The organism is Streptococcus pseudopneumoniae, assembly GCF_001074565.1.
GTDB classification, from domain to species: Bacteria; Bacillota; Bacilli; order Lactobacillales; family Streptococcaceae; genus Streptococcus; species Streptococcus pseudopneumoniae_J.
In genome coordinates, this window is the sequence record NZ_JUQX01000003.1 from 40,795 (window position 1) to 60,645 (window position 19,851).

General features: G+C 33.8%; 19 protein-coding genes and 1 pseudogene. 4 read left to right on the plus strand and 16 right to left on the minus strand.

All coding sequences use genetic code 11. The features are described 5' to 3' along the window. Window position 1: 1 nt before the first annotated feature. Together gdhA and ADI74_RS00765 are read left to right on the plus strand one after the other, a co-directional pair. Window positions 2–1,348 (plus strand): NADP-specific glutamate dehydrogenase, encoded by a 1,347-nt coding sequence (gene gdhA, locus ADI74_RS00760; RefSeq protein ID WP_049536397.1) that lies wholly within the window; start codon window positions 2–4, stop codon window positions 1,346–1,348. 31 nt (window positions 1,349–1,379) lie between these two features. Further along, window positions 1,380–1,865 carry a GNAT family N-acetyltransferase gene (locus tag ADI74_RS00765; RefSeq protein WP_049536431.1) on the plus strand — a complete coding sequence of 162 codons (486 nt, stop codon included), beginning with the start codon at window positions 1,380–1,382 and terminating at the stop codon, window positions 1,863–1,865. A 266-nt stretch (window positions 1,866–2,131) separates the two neighbouring features. Here the strand turns inward: ADI74_RS00765 and ADI74_RS00770 are convergent, their stop codons facing one another. The 12 genes and pseudogenes from ADI74_RS00770 to ADI74_RS11380 form a co-directional block, all read right to left on the minus strand. Next, a complete protein-coding gene (locus ADI74_RS00770; RefSeq protein ID WP_049536399.1) occupies window positions 2,132–2,587 on the minus strand; it encodes a hypothetical protein in 456 nt (151 codons plus the stop codon). After that, window positions 2,588–3,235: a hypothetical protein gene (locus ADI74_RS00775; protein WP_049536401.1), complete on the minus strand. Its 648-nt coding sequence runs from the start codon at window positions 3,233–3,235 to the stop codon at window positions 2,588–2,590. It lies immediately after the preceding gene. Beyond that, entirely contained in the window at window positions 3,232–3,519 is a 288-nt protein-coding gene (locus ADI74_RS00780) for a hypothetical protein (RefSeq protein WP_049536404.1), read from the minus strand. Before ADI74_RS00780 ends, ADI74_RS00775 begins: the two co-directional genes overlap by 4 nt. A gap of 308 nt (window positions 3,520–3,827) precedes the next feature. Continuing rightward, window positions 3,828–4,871, minus strand: coding sequence for an SPFH domain-containing protein (locus tag ADI74_RS00785; protein ID WP_049536406.1), 1,044 nt, complete (start codon window positions 4,869–4,871; stop codon window positions 3,828–3,830). A gap of 264 nt (window positions 4,872–5,135) precedes the next feature. Next, complete coding sequence (locus tag ADI74_RS00790; RefSeq protein ID WP_049536409.1) at window positions 5,136–6,323, minus strand: tyrosine-type recombinase/integrase; 1,188 nt, start codon at window positions 6,321–6,323, stop codon at window positions 5,136–5,138. After that, a complete protein-coding gene (locus ADI74_RS00795) occupies window positions 6,295–6,564 on the minus strand; it encodes a DUF3173 family protein (RefSeq protein ID WP_000450956.1) in 270 nt (89 codons plus the stop codon). The genes ADI74_RS00790 and ADI74_RS00795 overlap by 29 nt, the downstream gene beginning before the upstream one ends. Window positions 6,565–6,869: 305 nt before the next feature. Next, the gene (locus ADI74_RS00800) at window positions 6,870–7,091 is read right to left on the minus strand and encodes a helix-turn-helix domain-containing protein (RefSeq protein WP_000286248.1); all 222 of its coding nucleotides are present in this window, start codon (window positions 7,089–7,091) and stop codon (window positions 6,870–6,872) included. A gap of 1,217 nt (window positions 7,092–8,308) precedes the next feature. Further along, window positions 8,309–8,599 (minus strand): annotated as a pseudogene (locus tag ADI74_RS00805) (group II intron reverse transcriptase/maturase); the annotation flags it as partial. Between the two features lie 477 nt (window positions 8,600–9,076). Further along, on the minus strand, window positions 9,077–10,462 hold the full coding sequence (locus ADI74_RS10650) for an ATP-binding cassette domain-containing protein (protein ID WP_160312965.1): 1,386 nt from the start codon (window positions 10,460–10,462) through the stop codon (window positions 9,077–9,079). 35 nt (window positions 10,463–10,497) lie between these two features. Then, on the minus strand, window positions 10,498–12,273 hold the full coding sequence (locus tag ADI74_RS00815) for an ABC transporter ATP-binding protein (RefSeq protein WP_049536413.1): 1,776 nt from the start codon (window positions 12,271–12,273) through the stop codon (window positions 10,498–10,500). A gap of 109 nt (window positions 12,274–12,382) precedes the next feature. After that, window positions 12,383–13,075 carry a hypothetical protein gene (locus ADI74_RS00820; RefSeq protein ID WP_049536414.1) on the minus strand — a complete coding sequence of 231 codons (693 nt, stop codon included), beginning with the start codon at window positions 13,073–13,075 and terminating at the stop codon, window positions 12,383–12,385. 49 nt (window positions 13,076–13,124) lie between these two features. Then, window positions 13,125–13,295: a PhrA family quorum-sensing system peptide gene (locus tag ADI74_RS11380; protein ID WP_001227862.1), complete on the minus strand. Its 171-nt coding sequence runs from the start codon at window positions 13,293–13,295 to the stop codon at window positions 13,125–13,127. A 191-nt stretch (window positions 13,296–13,486) separates the two neighbouring features. Between ADI74_RS11380 and ADI74_RS00830 the strand changes: the two genes are divergently transcribed. Continuing rightward, window positions 13,487–14,350, plus strand: a complete 864-nt coding sequence (locus ADI74_RS00830) for a helix-turn-helix domain-containing protein (RefSeq protein WP_049536417.1) — start codon at window positions 13,487–13,489, stop codon at window positions 14,348–14,350. Window positions 14,351–14,454: 104 nt separating this feature from the next. Here the strand turns inward: ADI74_RS00830 and ADI74_RS00835 are convergent, their stop codons facing one another. The 4 genes from ADI74_RS00835 to ADI74_RS00850 all read right to left on the minus strand — a co-directional run bounded on the left by ADI74_RS00835 (window position 14,455) and on the right by ADI74_RS00850 (window position 18,820). After that, entirely contained in the window at window positions 14,455–16,329 is a 1,875-nt protein-coding gene (locus ADI74_RS00835) for an SAG1250 family conjugative relaxase (protein WP_049536419.1), read from the minus strand. Beyond that, a complete protein-coding gene (gene mobC / locus ADI74_RS00840) occupies window positions 16,316–16,681 on the minus strand; it encodes a plasmid mobilization relaxosome protein MobC (RefSeq protein ID WP_049536421.1) in 366 nt (121 codons plus the stop codon). Before mobC ends, ADI74_RS00835 begins: the two co-directional genes overlap by 14 nt. A gap of 2 nt (window positions 16,682–16,683) precedes the next feature. Then, complete coding sequence (locus ADI74_RS00845; RefSeq protein WP_049536423.1) at window positions 16,684–17,046, minus strand: SAG1252 family conjugative relaxosome accessory protein; 363 nt, start codon at window positions 17,044–17,046, stop codon at window positions 16,684–16,686. A 340-nt stretch (window positions 17,047–17,386) separates the two neighbouring features. Continuing rightward, complete coding sequence (locus ADI74_RS00850) at window positions 17,387–18,820, minus strand: hypothetical protein (RefSeq protein WP_049536425.1); 1,434 nt, start codon at window positions 18,818–18,820, stop codon at window positions 17,387–17,389. Window positions 18,821–19,059: 239 nt separating this feature from the next. On the opposite strand from ADI74_RS00850, the gene ADI74_RS00855 reads away from it, so the two are divergent. After that, window positions 19,060–19,851: tyrosine-type recombinase/integrase (locus tag ADI74_RS00855; protein ID WP_049536426.1), on the plus strand; the 792-nt coding region annotated here is incomplete at its 3' end.

Sequence of the window (19,851 nt, forward strand, 5' to 3'; positions counted from 1 at the left end):
TATGACATCTGCTAAAGACTATATCCAAAGCGTGTTTGCAACTGTGAAAGCTCGTAACGGGCATGAGGCTGAATTTCTCCAGGCGGTTGAAGAATTCTTCAGCACTTTGGAACCTGTATTTGAAAAACATCCCGAGTATATCGAAGAAAACATCTTGGCACGTATCACTGAGCCTGAGCGCGTGATTTCTTTCCGTGTTCCTTGGGTGGACCGTGATGGAAAAGTCCAAGTCAACCGTGGTTACCGTGTTCAATTCAACTCAGCTGTTGGACCATATAAAGGCGGACTTCGTTTCCACCCAACTGTAAACCAAGGGATCTTGAAATTCCTCGGCTTCGAACAAATCTTTAAAAACGTCTTGACTGGACTTCCAATCGGTGGAGGTAAAGGGGGATCAGACTTCGATCCTAAAGGAAAGACTGACGCTGAAGTGATGCGCTTCTGCCAAAGCTTCATGACTGAATTGCAAAAATACATCGGACCATCACTTGACGTCCCAGCCGGCGATATCGGAGTTGGTGGACGTGAAATTGGTTACCTTTACGGACAATACAAACGCCTTAATCAATTTGATGCGGGTGTCTTGACTGGTAAACCTCTTGGATTCGGTGGTAGCTTGATTCGTCCAGAAGCCACTGGTTACGGTTTGGTTTACTATACTGAAGAAATGCTCAAAGCAAATGGTAACAGTTTTGCAGGTAAGAAAGTGGTCATTTCAGGTTCTGGTAACGTAGCTCAATACGCTCTTCAAAAAGCGACTGAACTCGGTGCGACTGTTATCTCTGTATCTGACTCAAACGGTTATGTCATCGATGAAAACGGTATCGACTTTGATCTTCTAGCAGATGTGAAAAATAACCGTCGTGCCCGTTTGACAGAGTACGCTGCTGAAAAAGCCACTGCTACTTACCATGAAGGTTCTGTCTGGACTTACGCTGGGAACTACGACATCGCTCTTCCATGTGCGACTCAAAACGAAATCAATGGTGAAGCGGCTAAACGCTTAGTTGCTCAAGGCGTTATCTGTGTATCTGAAGGTGCCAACATGCCTAGTGACCTTGATGCGATTAAAGTCTACAAAGAAAACGGAATCCTTTACGGACCTGCCAAAGCTGCCAACGCTGGTGGTGTAGCCGTTTCAGCCCTTGAAATGAGCCAAAACAGCCTTCGCCTTTCATGGACACGTGAAGAAGTTGATGGACGCCTCAAAGATATCATGACAAACATCTTCAACACTGCTAAAACAACTGCTGAAACATATGGTCTTGGTACTGACTACCTTGCAGGAGCCAATATCGCTGCCTTTGAAAATGTAGCCAATGCTATGATTGCACAAGGTATTGTTTAATTAGTCGATACATCCTATCGGAGGGAAAATGATGAACTTACGGCCAATGGAAGTGAGAGACAATCTAGCTGTAGCGCAGCTCATTCGAGCCAGCCTAGAAGAATTCGGGCTTGACAAACCAGGAACTGTCTACTTTGATTCTCATCTAGATCATTTGGCCGACTACTATCAACAGCAGGAGAGAGCAGCTTACTTTGTCCTGGAAGATGAAGGGCAACTGATTGGCTGTGGTGGCTTTGCACCTGTGTCCGATAAGATTGCTGAATTACAAAAACTGTATGTCACTAAAAATAGCCGTGGCAAAGGTTATTCCAGCAGGTTGATAAAGCGGATATTCCATGAAGCCCGCCTAGCAGGTTATGAACAACTTTATCTAGAAACCTCTACTGAACTGGCTACGGCCGTGGCCATCTATCAACACTATGGTTTCACATCACTGCAAGAACCACTTTTTAACGCCGCCGGCCACTCAGCTATGAATATCTGGATGATAAAATCCCTCTCATCAGACGAATAGATGTCAATATACTCTGACCGTCTAAAAGGCATCATGACCAACACCCTTAACACAGCTAAAGCAACTTTTAAAAATGTAGCCAATACTATGATTGTCAAGGTATTGTTTAAGAGTTAAAAAAGTTATCAAAAGCAACAGCTGCTTAGCTGTTGCTTTTCGTATTTTAAAATTTAATTGTAGCAAATAAACTTACTATGTTTCTACAATCAATCTTAATTTATTGTTAAAGAAATTGATAAGATTATTTCATTACGAATGTCCTTAAATCAAGAAACTATAAAAGTTTTACCACAATTTCCACAAGTTAATTTAGTTCCGATCACTCCATCTGTTGGTTTATGACAAGTAGGACAATAAACACGTTTTGCTGATAGTCTATAAGATAACTCGTCTCGCAATTCTTTTCCTTTAATTTCAATAACATCCTCACCTTGTTCTTCAAACTTAAGAACTGTTATCAAAGCTTTGTCATATTGTTTCATACGTGGCTGTTTTAAAAATAAAAAAGAGGATAGAATCAAAAATAGGAAAAATAAAACAAACAAAATTGTAACTATTAAAAGCCACATAAAGTAGAAATCGTGAAGTAATCCTTCTTTTTTTCCTAAAATCCATCTTATGTAGTTATCAATGTACTGATAAAATTTCAATCCTGAGACAATACATATGAAAGATACTACAGGATAAACAACCTTGGAAATGATTAAACGATAGCGTCTCATTTATATTTCCTTTCTAGATAACCATGCACCGCAATAATCACATGATTTACCTTGCCCTAGGTCAAGCAGATTCTCACCACTACATGATTGACAAATAACAGGATAGGTATTTTTGTTAATCTGGTGCTTTTCAAATAAGGTGAATAAAGCTTGTATTTGATTTCGCTTCTTGACTTCTTCTTGTCTCTTAGACTCACAATAAGTCATTACCAATATAGAGAATAGACTAAATAAATACCACGGAGCTAAAAGAAATAGAAATAGAAATCGAATAGACCATTCCCTAGATTTTTCAATTTCAAAAAGTGATGACAAAATGATTAAAACAAGCATTTGAAGTAAATTCTTCTGTTTTAATTTCTTCAAGGAAAAGGAATCTTTAATTTTATCTCGAAATAAATATAAAATAATTAAAGCAATCGGTAGAAAGATAACATTTTGAAATGATAAAAATAAAAAACTGATCACAATGGGAATTCCAATAGATTTTGCCAAAATTATAAAAGCAAGATTTTTCAATATAAAGATAGTTGGTCCATCATCTATAGAAAAGATAGCAAGTGATAAAACTACAAAACAGAGTATTACTATATTTGAAATTAACCAATGAAAGCCTTTTTTCCAATTATTCTTAATATACTGCTTCACCTATCTTCTCCTCTAGTTGCTATATATTCTCTATAAAGGGCTTTCCCATTATATATCTCATCCAAAGCTTTGACTTTAATTTTTATATTTTCTAAAACACCAAAGCTATAAAATGCAAAGGAAGACAAAAAGAAACCTGATAAAGAAAAAATAATAGGAATCACTATTGAGAAAATTGGCTCACCATGTTCTAGAAATAGGGTTACTGTCCATAGTGAAATAAAAAATGTTGCACTTGTTAATCCCATAAAAAGTATACTTAATAAACGAAATACTTGGTACATCCAAAATATCCTCCTGTCATAGAACTTGTCTAAGTAAATCCCTTACTTTCTTAAAAACTTTCCAAGTACTTTTCATAGTTCTTTGTATTTATTCATACATTTTCATACTTGGAATTACATAATTTGAATGATCTAAAGATACAAACAAAGAAACCTTAGTTTTCAGATTTCTAAGAAAAAGGGAAATTCTGGCAATCCCAGACTTCCCAAATAAAATCAAAAATAAATGTGACAATACAAAAAAACAAAAGTTAAAGATAGTATCCAACCTAGATTGGTATAAAAATTATTTTCTCCTAAGGTTCGAACTATCTTCCATTACCACAATTAGAACAGAAATTTGCACCTTCCAAAAAAGCAGTTCCACATTGGCTACAAAAATTAGCTAAGCCTGTTTCGCCTTTGAGGTCAGTTTGATGCTGATTAACATCTTTGTCAAATGAATTCCTATCTTCAATCTGATCCACCAAATTGCCAAATTTAGCTCCTAAACCAAGTCCCATAGCGATTTTCATGCCTGCTCCCATTAGGTTTCCTGTAGAATCATTATTTTTAGCAGCCTCTTCTAAAATATCAAATTGTCTCTCTTCTTGATAAGTATACTCTTCAATATCTCGACTAGCCTGCTTGCTTTTGGCTTCTAAAATTTGCTTGTGGAATTTAAAGATTTCTCTATATCCATTGCTATTCTGATTTACCTTTAAAGCCTCAATGTTAAATTCTTCAATACTCATTCCATACTTAGCAAAATGGCTAGATAAAATTTCCGACAAACCAACAGCTATATCAAAACTGTGCATCTCAATATCAATAATTGGAATCTTATAGTTATATATTACTTGTGAAATAGCCGAACTAATCAGTCCACTGGCAGTTTGTCTAAATCGGTTTTGTAAAATAGCAGCTGTTATAAGATCAGGGTGACTTGGCATAAATTCTAGTATAAAAGCTTCCAACTTTACAATTCGAGGAATGAAATTCCCATGTATTTTCAATTCAACAGGAATATCACTTTCTGGATCTCGAACCATTATAGGAGAAGAAGTTCCCCACCCAATCGGTTGTAAATCATACATGTTTACAAACCACAAAAATGATGAGTCAGATGAAGTAGCTCCACTTAGAAAGTTTTTTATTCCTGAAGCTGTCTGAATATCATTTCCTTCAATCTTATGTTTACCAGCATCATAAATAGCTACTGCTCTTCCATTTGAAAAAAACACAGCACGCTGACCAGGATTTACAATTACAGTTGCCCCCATCTTAATATTCGTTTTAGGATGTCTCCAAGCAAGTATATTCCTTGTTTCCTCACCTTCATAACGAATAACATCAAACAAATTTAATGCCATCTTTTCTCCTTTTCTTTATAAAAATGTTCAGACCAATCTTCTCTAACTATAGTTCTATTATATAATCCATTTATTGAAAAGGCAACCCATACATATAAATCATCATTTCTGGACAATACTTTATAAAAATATAAAAAACCGCTACTCCTAAGAATAGCGGTTTATTCATGTTTTTAAGCTACTAATGTAGTTGCTCTATTATTTAAGAGTAACAATTTGCTAATCTTATTTTCTCCCAGTATTAGTGGGTTAATTCCTCCATTTTCAACTTTGGCAGGAACTTGGTAGGTAAATTGATAATCCAAGATTATCTAAACTGTTTGTAATCTCTTCTGAAATTGTTGAATCACCTGAATAATACCAGTGACTATATGTATTCAACGTGGTTGACTTATCAGCATGTCCTAATCGATATGAAACATATAAGGTATCCTTATGTAATACATTTATAAGGTAGGAGGCATGACTATGTCTTAAACCTTTCCCCGTAATTTCTGGTACACCAGTAATCTTAGCATGCCTTTTTATTATCCTAGAAATTGTAGACTTACACAAGGGGGCACCAAAACGTGATATTACATAATCTTTATCATCATTCTTGATTTGAACTTCTCGCCATTTTTTAAGTATTGTAATCGTAAAATCATCTAAATCAATTTTACGATTCCCTGCTACTGTCTTTGTTTGTTGTTTAGCATACCATACACCGTTTTTATCTTTCTCAATTGTCGAATGAACATGAATCCATTTACGTTCAAAATCAATATCTTCCCATTTAAGAGCAATACCCTCACTAACTCTTAAACCAGTCATAAAATATAACCAGATCGTCATGTAATTATGGAGTCCCTCATACTCACTAATATCAAAAGAGTTTATTACCTTCTTAAATTCATCAAATGTCCAAAATTTTGTATCAGGGTGCTTTCCTCTAGGATTATCTAATCCTTTAAAAGGAACTCTATCAATATAACCCAATCTTTCTGCATATCCCAGACATGCTTTAAATCTAGACCACATATTTTTAGCATAATTACTAGAATACTTGTCTATAATAGCTAAGCGAAATCTTTCACAGTCAATAGTACTAATATCTGATAATTTTTTACTACCAAATTGCTTAATAAATAACTGATGATGTGGTAAAGCGGTCTGATAAGTTACAAATTGAACTTTTTGTTGATAATATTTTAAATAAATCTCTTCCATAAACTCTCTAAAAGTTAGAAAACTATTATTAATAGTAGAGTTCACAAATTCATGTTTTAAACGAAGTATCTCTTCATATGCTTCCTTAAAAGAATTAAACGGTAGTCCCTGTTGATTTTTCCTTCCTTTCTTTTGAATTCTTTTCCCAGTTATTGAATCAACTCCTAATTCAATTTGAAAATAAATTTTTCCTTTTGAATCTTTGTATACACCTTTATATTTCTTTGTCTTTGATATAACCATTTTTCTCACCTTCTATATCTGAAAAAGAAATACCAATTAAATTTTCTACAATATTTTTAGGAGCAATGCCTAACCTTTTATTATCGAAAGGTGAACATCCTAATTGTACCGCATTCTTATCATTTTTTCTAGCTTCTTCAAACTTTTTTACAGCAATTTTTTTTGCTTGTCTAATAATATTTCTCGATGTGTGCTCTGGAAAACCAATCGCAACTAAATCTTTATAGTTTACTGTTTCCATGATTTTACTACTTCCTTTCTTAGATTTTTTCACCTCCATGGCATGACTGATGAAGTCATCATAAGAATTTCACTTGCTGCTCTTTTACGGTGGCAGCCTGAACGGTCAGAAGTATCATTGTATATCATTTGTATCATGGCATATAAAGTATCGCTCTATTTTATTGATGGTTTTAAAATCGCTCTTGTCATGGCGAGCCATTCAAATCTGCTCCACAAATGAGGAAAGTACCATTTTGGACTATTCAATTGTCAAAGAACAAATAAAAAATCTCCTCATTTTCACACTCTATGAAATTGAGGAGATTATTTTCTAAAGCGAATTTTATCAGGAAAATCTGTCAATCCCAATAGATAGTCTGTACTGACATCGTAAAAGTTTGAGAGAGTTACCAATACATCTGCCGTCAAGGCATGCTCACCCCGTTCAATTTTAGCATAAGCTGAGTTTGTAAACGAAAGTATTTTAGCTATTTGTTTTTGGGTCAAATCGTGATCTTCCCTCAAATCTCTCAAACGTCTGTACATCTAGCTTTCTCCTGAGAAAAGTATAATATATAAAACTAAGAAATCTTTCAAAGTGTCCAAACTGGACATTTTGAACTAAAATTAATTTATTAAACACTTCTCATAAGCATATCTATTAACCGTCTGAGAGCAAAGATTTTATCAACTATTTAAAATTACTGACTTTCAAAAATTAGTCTTATTGTAAAATAAAGTGAAACACAAAAGACATGTTTGTCTAATATATTATAGTCTCAAAAATATTACAAAATTATAGGAAAATGTTCACAAATCAATCATACAAGCACTTCTCTGAAGCTGAACAATACTAAATTTTAGTTTTATTTAAACAAAGGAAAAAACTGCTTATACTGCTCGTCGTTAGGATAGAAAACGTTCTATTTTTACTTGTAAAACTAATCTAGATTCTGTAACACCGGTGAAACAAATCAATGATAGAAGATCTACTGATAACAGTATTATGCAAATCCAATCTAGAATTTTCATTATCATTCTATAGAAGCTAGCTATTACTTGTAACTAAATAAGATTTAGCCTGACTTTCTGACAGAGTTCACATAAGTGAAGAAAAAAACCAAGGGGATATAGTATGAAAACTTTTATTCACACTTATAAATTCCAACATTTTGATTCAGTTGTTTCTTAAATCAAGATGATTTATGACTATATGCATCAAGAAAAGTTTATTAAATTACCTAGTGTTGTACAACTTTTTAATAAATCTACCAAGACTATATCTCCTAAAAACAACTAGGTGATACAAATTTATGATGGAGTAGAATAAATTAATAATTGGATACGTTTCTGATATTGTGAACTAGAATCTGTTATTGCTTAAAATATGGTCAGTAAACCTTCTATTCTGATCTCAGTAGAGTGACAAACTTGCTATGCTATCTCAAGGAAACTCTTAGATAAGAAGGTAGAATATGTCAATCAAGATGTATCATAACGCAAGATCAGAAACAGGGATCTTTATGTTATTAACATGTATAAAATAAACCATACTTTTCCTCCTTCTTATTCTTGATTGAAGTATTAGAGGAGAATCGGAGGTGCACGCTTTTTCATAAAAACTCTCAATTTTTTGTCTTCATTATTAAGAGTGAAAAATCAGGTTATTTTACCGCCGGTTTTTAGAAAAGATGGTCTTAATATCACGTTAACTAAGGAACTCTATGACTAGACTAAAATATTATAATCTAACAGTACAATCGAGTAATGACTTGGACAATAGCTTGTTGTATCATTCTATCCATAACCGTTGGGATACCTAGCTGACGAACTCCGCCGTTAGCTTTGGGAATTTCAACTCGTAAAACTGGCTGAGGCTTGTACTTCCTCTGCTTTATGAGTTCTTTAGTTGAACGCCAGTGTTTGCGGAGATAGTCATCTATTTCGTCAATGGTTACGCCGTCAATTCCTGCTGAACCTTTGTTAGCTCTAACTTGATTGTAAGCATCCAACATATTTGAACGAGATAGGATATTATCTAGTAACTGTGACATGTGTGTATTCCTTTCTTGTTTAGGTGTCTGTAGGATATCTTATATTGGCGAACTTTCTTCTAGTCAATACGTGACCGCCTCCAGTTCTATCAGACCGTTCTTTTACAGACACAAGTGAAGTAGGTATACTTCGGTTCGACAGCCTGTATTTCCAGTGTCAAACTTTCAACAGTCACTCCCCTGACTGTTGAAATATTCAGTCCTTCGCTCCATTTCCATTACAGAAATTTCATCACTACTATGGCTTCGGCTGAGAGCCTGCCCCAGCCATTGTTGTTCAACGAAGAATAAGTTGATAACGACAATAGGCGAGGGTACTTCTTATGATTAGTTGTTACTACGTCTTATTTACTCCCATGAGACCTCACGGGATAAGTCGTACAAAGAAAAAAAGCAACGATTTTACGCTGCTTTTTACATCATGGATATTGATTAGCTATCAAAAAATAAAATGGTTCACCTATTTAGCTTACTCAATCAATCTTCAAAGTAATCCTCTAGAAGCAAGTTGTTATTTAGAATGCATAACTTTTTAAAATGTAATCTTTCTTGAAAATATGTGTCATGACAAACCAAAAGTATCGAACCTGGATAACTTAATAAGAATTTTTCTAGTGCATTAAGTGAGGTAATATCAAGAAAGTTTGTTGGTTCATCTAAAATAAGAAAATTTGAATCGCTCAGAAGGACTGATGCAAGTTGGCCTTTAACTTGCTCACCCCCAGAGAGCTTGCCAAACGGAACAAATATTTTATCAAATTTTAAATCTAGCATTGCAAGAAAGTTTATAATTAATTGTTTATTATGACTACTTGTTTCATATATATTATCAAAGAGTGTTTTATCTTGGTCTAGTGTATTTAATTCTTGACTAAAATACCCAATTTTTAAACCTTTTGAAAAATATCCATCTATTTCTTGATTTACTATACTTTTTAATAATGTAGTCTTTCCAGATTTATTTCTTCCAGTTAACAACCATTTTTCTCCAAACCTCATTTTTATTTGAGGTATATAAAGATCTATAAAATTTGTACTTAGCTTGCTTTCTTTTAATTCGATCATTGTATTAGAAGAATACTCTAATGTGGAGCTTATTGTTTTAAACTTAATTTGTGTTTTAGGTGAAGGTCGGGAAGGTGCAGTCAATCTACTTAATCTTTTTTCAATAGCTTTGGCTGATTTGGCCATGGCTTTTTCTTGACTATCGTAGCTCCCCATTTTTGAACGCGCTTTCCAGTCTGAGTTGCTGATTCTATTAGAACTTTTCTTACTAATTTTTTTTGATCTTATCTTTTTATTTTCTAATTCTTTAGTTAACCTAGCCACCTCATTGTTATATTGAGCAATATTTTTCCAACATTGCTCTTCTATTTGATTTCTTTCATTTTCAAATTCCGTAAAATTTCCTTTGAAAACTCCTATTTGACTCCTTTCAATGAAAACAATTTTTTCTATAATATTGTCTAGTAAAAAACGATCGTGACTAACCAAAATTATTGTACCATCAAATTTCGATATTCTATGAATTAACCATTGAACATTATGCTGATCCAAATGAGATGTCGGCTCATCTAAAATTAGTATAGAGGATCTTGAAGAAAAGGCCTCCTTTAATAACTTTAAAGAAATCTCTCCTCCTGATCCATCTCTAATCTCCTTAACTTGAGGAACATAAGCAATATCTCCATTCACTGTTATCATACCTTTGTAATCAATATCTTCCTGGATAATCATTCTTAGCAAAGTTGTTTTTCCTACACCATTACTCCCCACAATGCCTATCCGTTCACCATGATGAAGAATTAACTCAGGTATTTGAAGGATATGTCGTGAATTAATTTGTTTTTCGATATTTTTCATGCGGAGAACTTCCATATCAGCTCCTATATTTCAAACTATTCTTCAGCGTACATTGACGATTGCATTTTATACAATTTTCTATAATACTCATCCTTATTCATTAACTCATTATGAGTTCCGAATGAATGAATTACACCGGATTTTAACACCAAAATTTTATCAGCAAATTTTACACTCGCAAGTCTGTGAGTAATATAGAAAACAGTTTTTCCTTGTGTCAATTGCAGAAAATCTTGAAATAATTCATATTCTGCTTTGGCATCAATTGATGCCGTCGGCTCATCTAATATTAAGATTGGTGCATTTGAAAAAAACGCTCTGGACAGTGCAACTTTCTGCCACTCCCCGCCAGATAATTCTTTCCCACCATCAAATTTTCTTCCCAAAACTTGGTCTAATGACATATCTTTCATATTAAACCGACCTTTATCAAGCGCTTTAGTTATATCTTCATTTTTAAATATCCTAGATAAATCGGACAGTGCAACATTCTCTCTTAATGAAATATCAAATTTAGAAAAATCTTGGAAAATTGAAGTAATCTGCTTTCTATAATCTGTCAATTCATATTCTCTAAGTGACTTATTGTTTACTATTATATCACCCGAATAGTTAGGATAGAAAGCACATAGCAATTTGACTAGAGTCGTTTTTCCAGCTCCATTTTCCCCAACTATTGCAATTTTCTCTCCCTCAGCTATTTTAAAGCTAACGTTACTTAATACCAAATCAGAATTGTTTGAATAAGAAAAGTTAACATTTCTAAATTCTATGATATCATCACCAAAATTATTTTCAGTTTTAGTAATTGGTACTTCTGTACTTAGCTCATCTTCAATTTCAATAAACTTAAAAAAGTTTTCCATGTAGAGGAGAGTGTCATAGAGGAGTGAACTATCTTCTACAAGTCTAGCCATACTATTTATTGAGTAGATAATACTAGTAGAAAACACAAAAATAACACCTAAATCTAAAACACCTTTTTTGATTTGAATAATAACATATCCAAACATTAAAATTATGACGATACTATTAAGAGTTATAAATAAAGCTGAATTGGTAAATTTTTTTCTCCGATCAACTTGGAGCTTGTCAGTTATTGATGTAAATACATCTGTATATTTTGTAATAAAAAAGAAATATAAATTATAAAGCCGAATATCTTTAATGTGATTGTTACTCAAAAGAACCTGACTATAATAATCTAACTTACGAGATTCTTCACTATTAGACACAAGTGTTTCAAATGCCTGTTGCTGGATTCTATAAGCTATGATACCTTGTGGAATCAATACAACAAACAGTAGTAAACTTACTAGTATATTCACAGAGCTAACCATTAACAGCATAGAAGCAAATACAATTGCATTGGAGATAAGGCTAGTTCCAAATACTAATAAATTTACTGGACGCCAACTTGCTTCTGAACTAAGCAACTGTATATCGTTATAGAATTCGCTATCTTCAAAATAACTAATATTCTGTAATCTCTCTGATTTACGCATCAACTCCGTATTTAATTGATACGTCAATAAATCAGTCATGCGACCTTGTATCATCACGAGCAGTGGGGATATTAGATTGTTAAGAAAGAAAGATCCCCCCCAAACCGCAATAAGCATAGTAAGATTTATGGAATTCAAAGAGGATATTTTATTGACAACTATGTTAGTAATAAAAATACTGATAGAAGGAAGAATAGATTGTATAGGAACCATTAAAATCATCCACAACATTATAGACTTTGATGTTTTCCACACAAAATTCAAACTTTTTAGATATAAATTTAAATAGTTAAATATTTTTTCCATGTTCAAACTACCTTTTAATAAAATTTTAGGCTAGAATAAACTCTAGCCCAAATTATATAAGTGCATACTTTAATTTCTAAGCGTTTAGCCAGAATACAACAACACAATACTAATTAGCTTGTGCACTTAGTTGCACCTCTTCAGCTTGTAATCTCCAATTAAATGGCATACAATAAGTTTCATACAATCTTATGACTTCACTATTTTCCAAGTTAGATTGTTCTAAAACATGGTATCTATCTCGCATACTACCACCTTGGTCTTGAAGAATACATTTCTGATACGGTGCCAAAGTAAACAAAGTAAATTTATTTCCTAACTCATCAAACTCAAATACTTCAACGGGTTTATCATATGAATAATATACATCTATATTATTCGCAACCATTTCAATAGTAACTTGATTATGACCTGTATAACAACTTGTTCTATATTTAGCTCCTGCTTCAATTGTCTGATAAGAAGGAATAACATGAACATGTCCAAAATGAACTGGAATTACTCCCTTAACTGTCATTTCTAAACAGAATTGACTTTCAGGTGCAAGTCTATAAATATTTTCATATGAGTCAGTAATCTCAACAAATGAATTATTTGTATCAACTAGGGCATCCGCACCAAGAATCATCCCTGCTTCAAGCGAATAAACCTCATCTTGATATCTCACAGTTGCATCACTGCCTGAGACATACCTTACAATACAAGGATTGTTTCCTTTTTGGAAATCACCAATTTTTGTGTAGTGACGCTCATGATTTCCGATATCATCAATAGTAGTATATAAACCAACAATATTATTCATTATAATCCCTCCTAATATGTAAAAATGTATGCACTCCTATCCCAAATAATTAATCAGCCTTCCCAACATCAAGACCATTGGACTTCTTTTGTGATTGCACTCGAATCTCCAATTGTTTATTCTTCTGAATAAACTGTTGGTAAGGAATTGTATTACTAAACATAAAAACACCTAGTAATGCAAATGTAACTAATTTTTTAATTCCACGTTTTTTTCTCATGCAATGAAACCCCTTTCTGTTTCCTTGTTTTTATTCTAACACATATATATTATTTAGTCAATCATTTTTATTACATTTTGAACTTTTTTTTTTTTTTATTACCATAAAGAATTATTCATTCCTTTGACTTGCTATTTTGAACTAAAAATTTTATAATGAAATTAAGCAAATAGGAAGGTTTATTATCTTTAATGAATACACTCGCAGAGAAATTCAGATTGAAAAGAAAAGAGTTGAGACTCTCCCAACAAACTCTTGCAGAAGGAATTTGTGAACAAAGCCAGATTAGTAAAATTGAGAGAGGGCATTTCATTCCCTCCGCAGACCTTTTGTTCAAACTCTCACAACGACTTGAAGTACCATTAGATTATTTTTTTAATGAACAAATTGAAATTAAATCTAACCTCTCTAATTTCAAGCAGTTATCTGCTCGACTATTAGATGACAGAAATTATGACGATTTGGAATATATTTATCGAATAGAGATTGAACGAAGTACTTTTCTAACACTAGAAGACCGAACTTACCTTGAATGGATTAAAGCTATTATTGACTTCTATCAATATGACAGTAAGTGTGAGGCTATTTCTTCATTGGAAAATTTATTATTAAAAGTCTCCTCAAATACTCTGATTTATTTAAAGGCATTGAATACTCTATCTAATTTCTATTCCTTAGTGGGTCGTGAACAAGAATATGAGGCAAACTACTCTCATTTAATGGAGTTATATCAGACAAAAAATTTTGAGCATCAAGAGTTTTTATTTGGCTACATCAGAGTTCGTTACAACTACGCGCACTACCTAGTGTCAAAGGAAAAATATAACGAAGCCATCCAAGAAGCTCTTGAGACTATTGAACTCTGTAAACAAAGACAGACAAGCTACCAACTAGCTCCCCTACTTATTCTTGTAGGAAATGCTGGAGCCAAATTTCTAGACAAAGAACAAGTCAAAAATTATTATATAGAAGCAAGAGAGCTATGCAAGATTTATAACAATCCTTTAATGCTGATGAAGATAGAAAATTATTTGAAGGAACTAGATGCTGTTTAGTTTATCTTGATATTGGAGTGCTACTTAAACATTAAATAACCTGTAAGGCTGATAGTGATATTAATACTATCAGCCTTATAATTTTTCCATGGTATCTCAAATAACTATACTGATTTTGTTTCCCGTTCTAATTTGGTAACATTTTGATTTCTTGTATTATCAAGTATATTGATAAAATTCTCTAATCTCCTAACCTTATATTCGTAATCATCTATCCATTTAGTCATAAATTTTTGATTTTCTTCGATTTCTTTCTCCACCTGCTCCAGTTTGATAGCTGAAGTCAGGTTCATCTTGGCATAGTCATATTTTGCCAGTCTTCTATTTTCTAGGTCTAAGTTGTTAAGATTGATTAAGACCTCTGCTACCTTGTTTAGATGAGCAACCTTATCCTGCAAATCTGTAATGATCAAATCCAGCTGGGCGATTTCCTTGATTAACTCATCTTTGATTTCCTGGTAAGACTGATTGTTAAGGTCTAATTCGATAAGAAGATTCACCTCTGCGATTTTCTCTTTGAGGTTGGCAATGGTTGGCCGCCTACGTTTAGGGATATGCGTGCTGTCGTGAGTAAGTTGACGGATTAGTTCACGCCCTCTCATGTAACGATTGAGGTCTGAACTTTCTTTGTTAAAGATGAAAAACTGGGCGGTCTCTCGTATAAAGACATGGTATGACTTGTCTTGTTCGTTCTCATGAATATCCAAGTTTCGGTTTGGGATAAAGACCAAGCCGTCTTTTTTGACACCGTAATTCATCTTGATGAAAAGACCTTCCTTGACCACCTTATCAATCTGATACTCTGCTAGGACAACTTCAAACTCCTGAATCTGGTCATGTTTCTCTTTGAACTCCTTGTAGGCTGTTAGGAGTTCCTCACTTGAGAGTTTATCCTTGTCCTGATCTTCTTGATAAGTCTTCAAATCATAGACAAAGTTAGTCAAGTCAGACTCTGTTATGCTTTCTCTTTGGTCAAAATAATCCTCAAAAAACTGGACATCGTACAAATTTTTCGTACTGACCTTTTTATTCTCTATAGAAATGGTTCGACTGTTCTCAGTCAAGGTAAAGGTCACATGCTTTTTCTTCAGGGAGATTGTCAGGTTTAACTGCTCTGCCATTTCCAAAAGATGAGAGAGGTCACGGGCTCTAGGCAAAAGAAAATCCAATCGCTGCTCAATGGCTCGTGTCGCAAACTGCTCTCGGAAATAGTCCTCGGTGTAGGGCTGTCTCTTATCCAGCTGCTTACCGCGAATGACCTGTTTCATCTCTCGGTCAGTCATGAGGAATCTGGCGTGCTTGTGGGAAAAATCCATCTCCACGTTTAGAGCAGGAGCCTTGGCCAAAAAGTCCTCAAAGTTTTTGCTGTGTTTCATGAGAAAATAAAGCCGTTGCTTGAGTTCAAACTTATGATTGGTCTTGCGGTAAGCCTCAAACTTCTCGTGCGAATAACGGTTAGGCTGGATAATCGTTGCTCCTGCTTCCTTGGCCAAGCGGTCAGAAATCATGCGAAGGTTTCTCTCTTGAGCGTAATCCCATTTGAGCTTCCTGTCAGAATTGAGGTCAACAGAGTTTATCAGGATATGATTATGCACATGGTTTCTATCTGTGTGTGTTGTCACGATAAAACGAAAGTTTCCACCTGTCAGTTCCTTGATGGTCTCGTAGCCAATGCGGTTGATTTCCTCTGGTGTCAGCTTATCATCAGGCGAGAAAGACTGGATCAAGTGATGGGCATGGATTTTAGTTTGTTTGACCTGTTGGCGGTCGTTTCTGGAATCGTAGAGCCTGTCATTGTTAGTTAAGTTGGCCTCATACATATCCACCATCTCCTCATAACTAGGAAAAACCAAATAGTTCCTCATGCCAAAATCAGAAACCAACTTCAACTGCTCCGTCTTTTCAGGATTGAGAATATACTTGATGAGGCTCTTGCGATACTTGGTGCTGTGAACCGCAAAGTGCTTAGTGACTACCATAAAACTCCTTCAGTTGCTGACATTTAATATTAAAGTCACTTTCAACTTCTTTAATCAATTGACCAATGCCCTGTACCAACAACTCACGGTCACATGGTTTTAAGATGTGAGTCTGATTGACCGTCCGTGCAATTTGATTAAGGTTGTTTCCGATACGTTTCAGTTCAAAGACCAGATCTTCATAGTTGCTGGTGTCAATGGTTAGGAAGGTCATGTTAGGGTTAAGCAAAACTTTTCTAGCATAAGCAGAGAAATTTTTACAGCGACTATGTCCGATACGGTCGTACAAGGTCGCAAGTTCCTGGTCTGTCAGAAAAACTTTTTTAAGATTAGTTCGGTAACGATTTTCCATCCCTAACCTCCCATGTACTTGTCCCGAAAGTCTTGACTGAGTGGGATAGTCTGGTTAACCTCTGCTATTAGCTCCTGTACGCAGGTCAAGATAATCCGTAGGTGCTCTGCCGTGACTTGGTGGCTTTGTTCAGCCAAGATAGTCACCTGTAAAATATCTCGGCTGATTTGTTCAATCTTTTGGTATTGCCAGAGGGTAAACCAATCCGTCATTGACTTTCTTCCCTCGATTGCATCAAGTAACTTTTGACGAACAAAGGGAGAAAATTGCTCTACATGTTCCTGTTTCATCAGCTTCTGAATCTGTTCCAGCTCCTCTGGTGTCAGATTGATTTCCTTACGGATAATGCGGTATTGGTCTGTCATCTTGTCATACTCCTTCTCTACTTGCCTCTATCGGGTTATCCCCGATACCGTATGGGATACGGGTGCTTCCTAAAAGCCTCAAAAGGTTATTTTTCGGCTTTTGCGAGCTCAGATATTGTGTCCACAATATCCCAAAAACCATATCGCCAGCCGATAAAAACCTTCTCAGTTTTGCCAGCCAACGATAAGAAACTATGGTGGCACGCCCCCAAACCCCTCTTTAATAATCAAGAATTGATTTTTTTAAGTAATAAGATAAGAATAGCAAGACAGAATTGAAAAAATTATCACAGAAAAACGGAGAAAGAAAAAAGAGAGCCGAAGCTCTCAAAGAAAAATATTAAGAAAGGAAATTTCTTTTAAATTGTTTAAATTCTTTAGTGTTAAAGAAATTTATAGCATCTTTACCATCATCAAGAAAAATTATTAATTTTTCTAGTATTTCTATATATTGCGCTCCTATCATCGATTTAGGTATTAATTTTAATACCTCTAATAGATTACTATTTTGGATTTTACTATAAATATTAATATTACCTTCACTTAATAAAATCAATACCCGTTTTATTATATCTTCATCAGAATTTTGAAAGAACTTATCATAATATAATCTTCCTCCAGGTGATACTCCATTTTGATATGAAACATTCTTACCAATTCTACAAATTAAAAACGTTTCTACTAATATATCTTTCCTTATTTCAGGAATATCTGATGAACTCGGAACTAATTCTAATATCTCTCTTGCAATCGGAGTCTCATTAGCGTAATTATCCCAATTAAAATGAGCATTTCTCAACTGTTCACATTTTACTGAAAGTTGAATCGCTTTATGGTCTGTTGAATAATATTTTTTTCCATCTACCTTTTCAAAAAATAACTCAGACTGATTTATTTTATATTCATCCAATTGAGATCTAAAAACATCTAGTTTTTCTCCCAAACCATATTTAAAACTATCTGACGTATACTTCCAGCTTATCATGGACAGAGATAAAAAGTTATTTAAAACTACCTGCTTTCCTTCATAATTTTTAGAAACAAATATTCCAAAAAGTGTATTAGTTAGATTTTCAATAAATTGAGAAGATAGCTCTCTTATACTAACTTCAAATTGCTCTAAGTCAATAGGTGAAAAAGTAGACTCTCTACTCTTGGTGTTATCAATAATACTTTTTACTGTTATTGCATGATGGTTTATTTTTTCAGAGATAACATTATCTACGCAAGTCTGTAACCACCCCAATAGTTCAATAGTCCGAATTTGATCATCATTTGGGTGCGAAGCACCAACATGATTTCGCATATCTAAAATGTGAGAAAGTCGTAAATATAGTGCTTGTGATATCAAGCCTAATTTTTTACAATGGTCTAAAACTACACGATCTTTTAGATGTGGCAAATCTTCTTCCGTCTTAAATAACCCTCTATCAGATTCACTAACTGCTGAGTTAAAAAATATTTCAACACCATAATGAATTATTTTTTGGTAAATCTTGGTCATCACTTCATTCCAAACAAAATTCAATGAGGCATCATACAAACCCACTGCTGCCCCTGCAACAAATTTTGAAAGATATCTAGCATCACTTTTTGCTTCCTCAGGTATCTCCTTTAAAACCTGAGGAAGTAGCTCTTGCATCATCTTTCGCTCTCCCTCGGAAGCAATAACATTCTCAGTAGGTAATCCATAACTCGCTAAGTAACTTTCAAAGCCAATGAATGAATCACCGGGTAAACTCTTCACATTTTTATTCATTAAGTCATTAGTCATAAAAAATAACTCCTCATATAAAAATTAATATCACTACTAAATTAAAATAATCTTAAACTTTCTTTTATTGTATCATATCATGTTATATTAATCAAGATTTCATTTAACTTTTGATAGATTTCATCTTCAAATTTATTAATTTTATACACTGACTTCTCCTATCGATAACTATTTATTATCACTATACAAAACACTCAAATAGTTTTATAATAGCATGATTATTGATAAAGGAGATTTTTATGGATTATAAACTTATTTCTACTTACTTAGATTATTGCAAAGCTCATAAGCGTTTGAGTTCACACACGATTCGCGCTTATAAGAATGATCTTATGCAATTCTATAACTCAGACTATGATAATGTCGAATCCTATATTGAACACTTGACACAATCTAACATAAAAACGAATACATTAAGAAGAAAAATTGCTTGTATCAAGGTGTTTTATAACTATCTAAAATACCAGAACATAATTGAAGAGAATCCCTTCAATCAATTGCGCTTTCAATTTAGAACTGAAAAAGTATTGCCTAAAACGATTCCGTATGACATTTTGAAAAGTATTTTTTCATATTTAGAACAGAAAGTAATTGTATATAAAACTGACTATCAGAAACAACACGCTGAAAGAAATCTACTAATTATTTCACTTTTACTTTCAACAGGCATCAGAATTTCTGAACTTTGCCACATTCATCTCAAAGACATTAATCTTTCCAATAAGACACTCCATATTATAGGAAAGGGGAAGAAAGAACGTATCCTATTTCTAGGAGATCAAAAAACATTCAATTTATTAGAAACATATATAAATAAAACAAGAAATGAATCCAATGATTTCTTGTTCCCAGGGAAACACTCACTTAAACCATTGTCAGAGCAAAGTGTACGTTTAGTAATAAAGAGAATCGTTGAACAAAATAACTTTTCTAGAACTATTACACCGCATATGTTTAGACATAGCTTTGCGACAATGCTTCTAGATAGTGATGTAGATATTCGATATATTCAACAAATTCTTGGACATAGT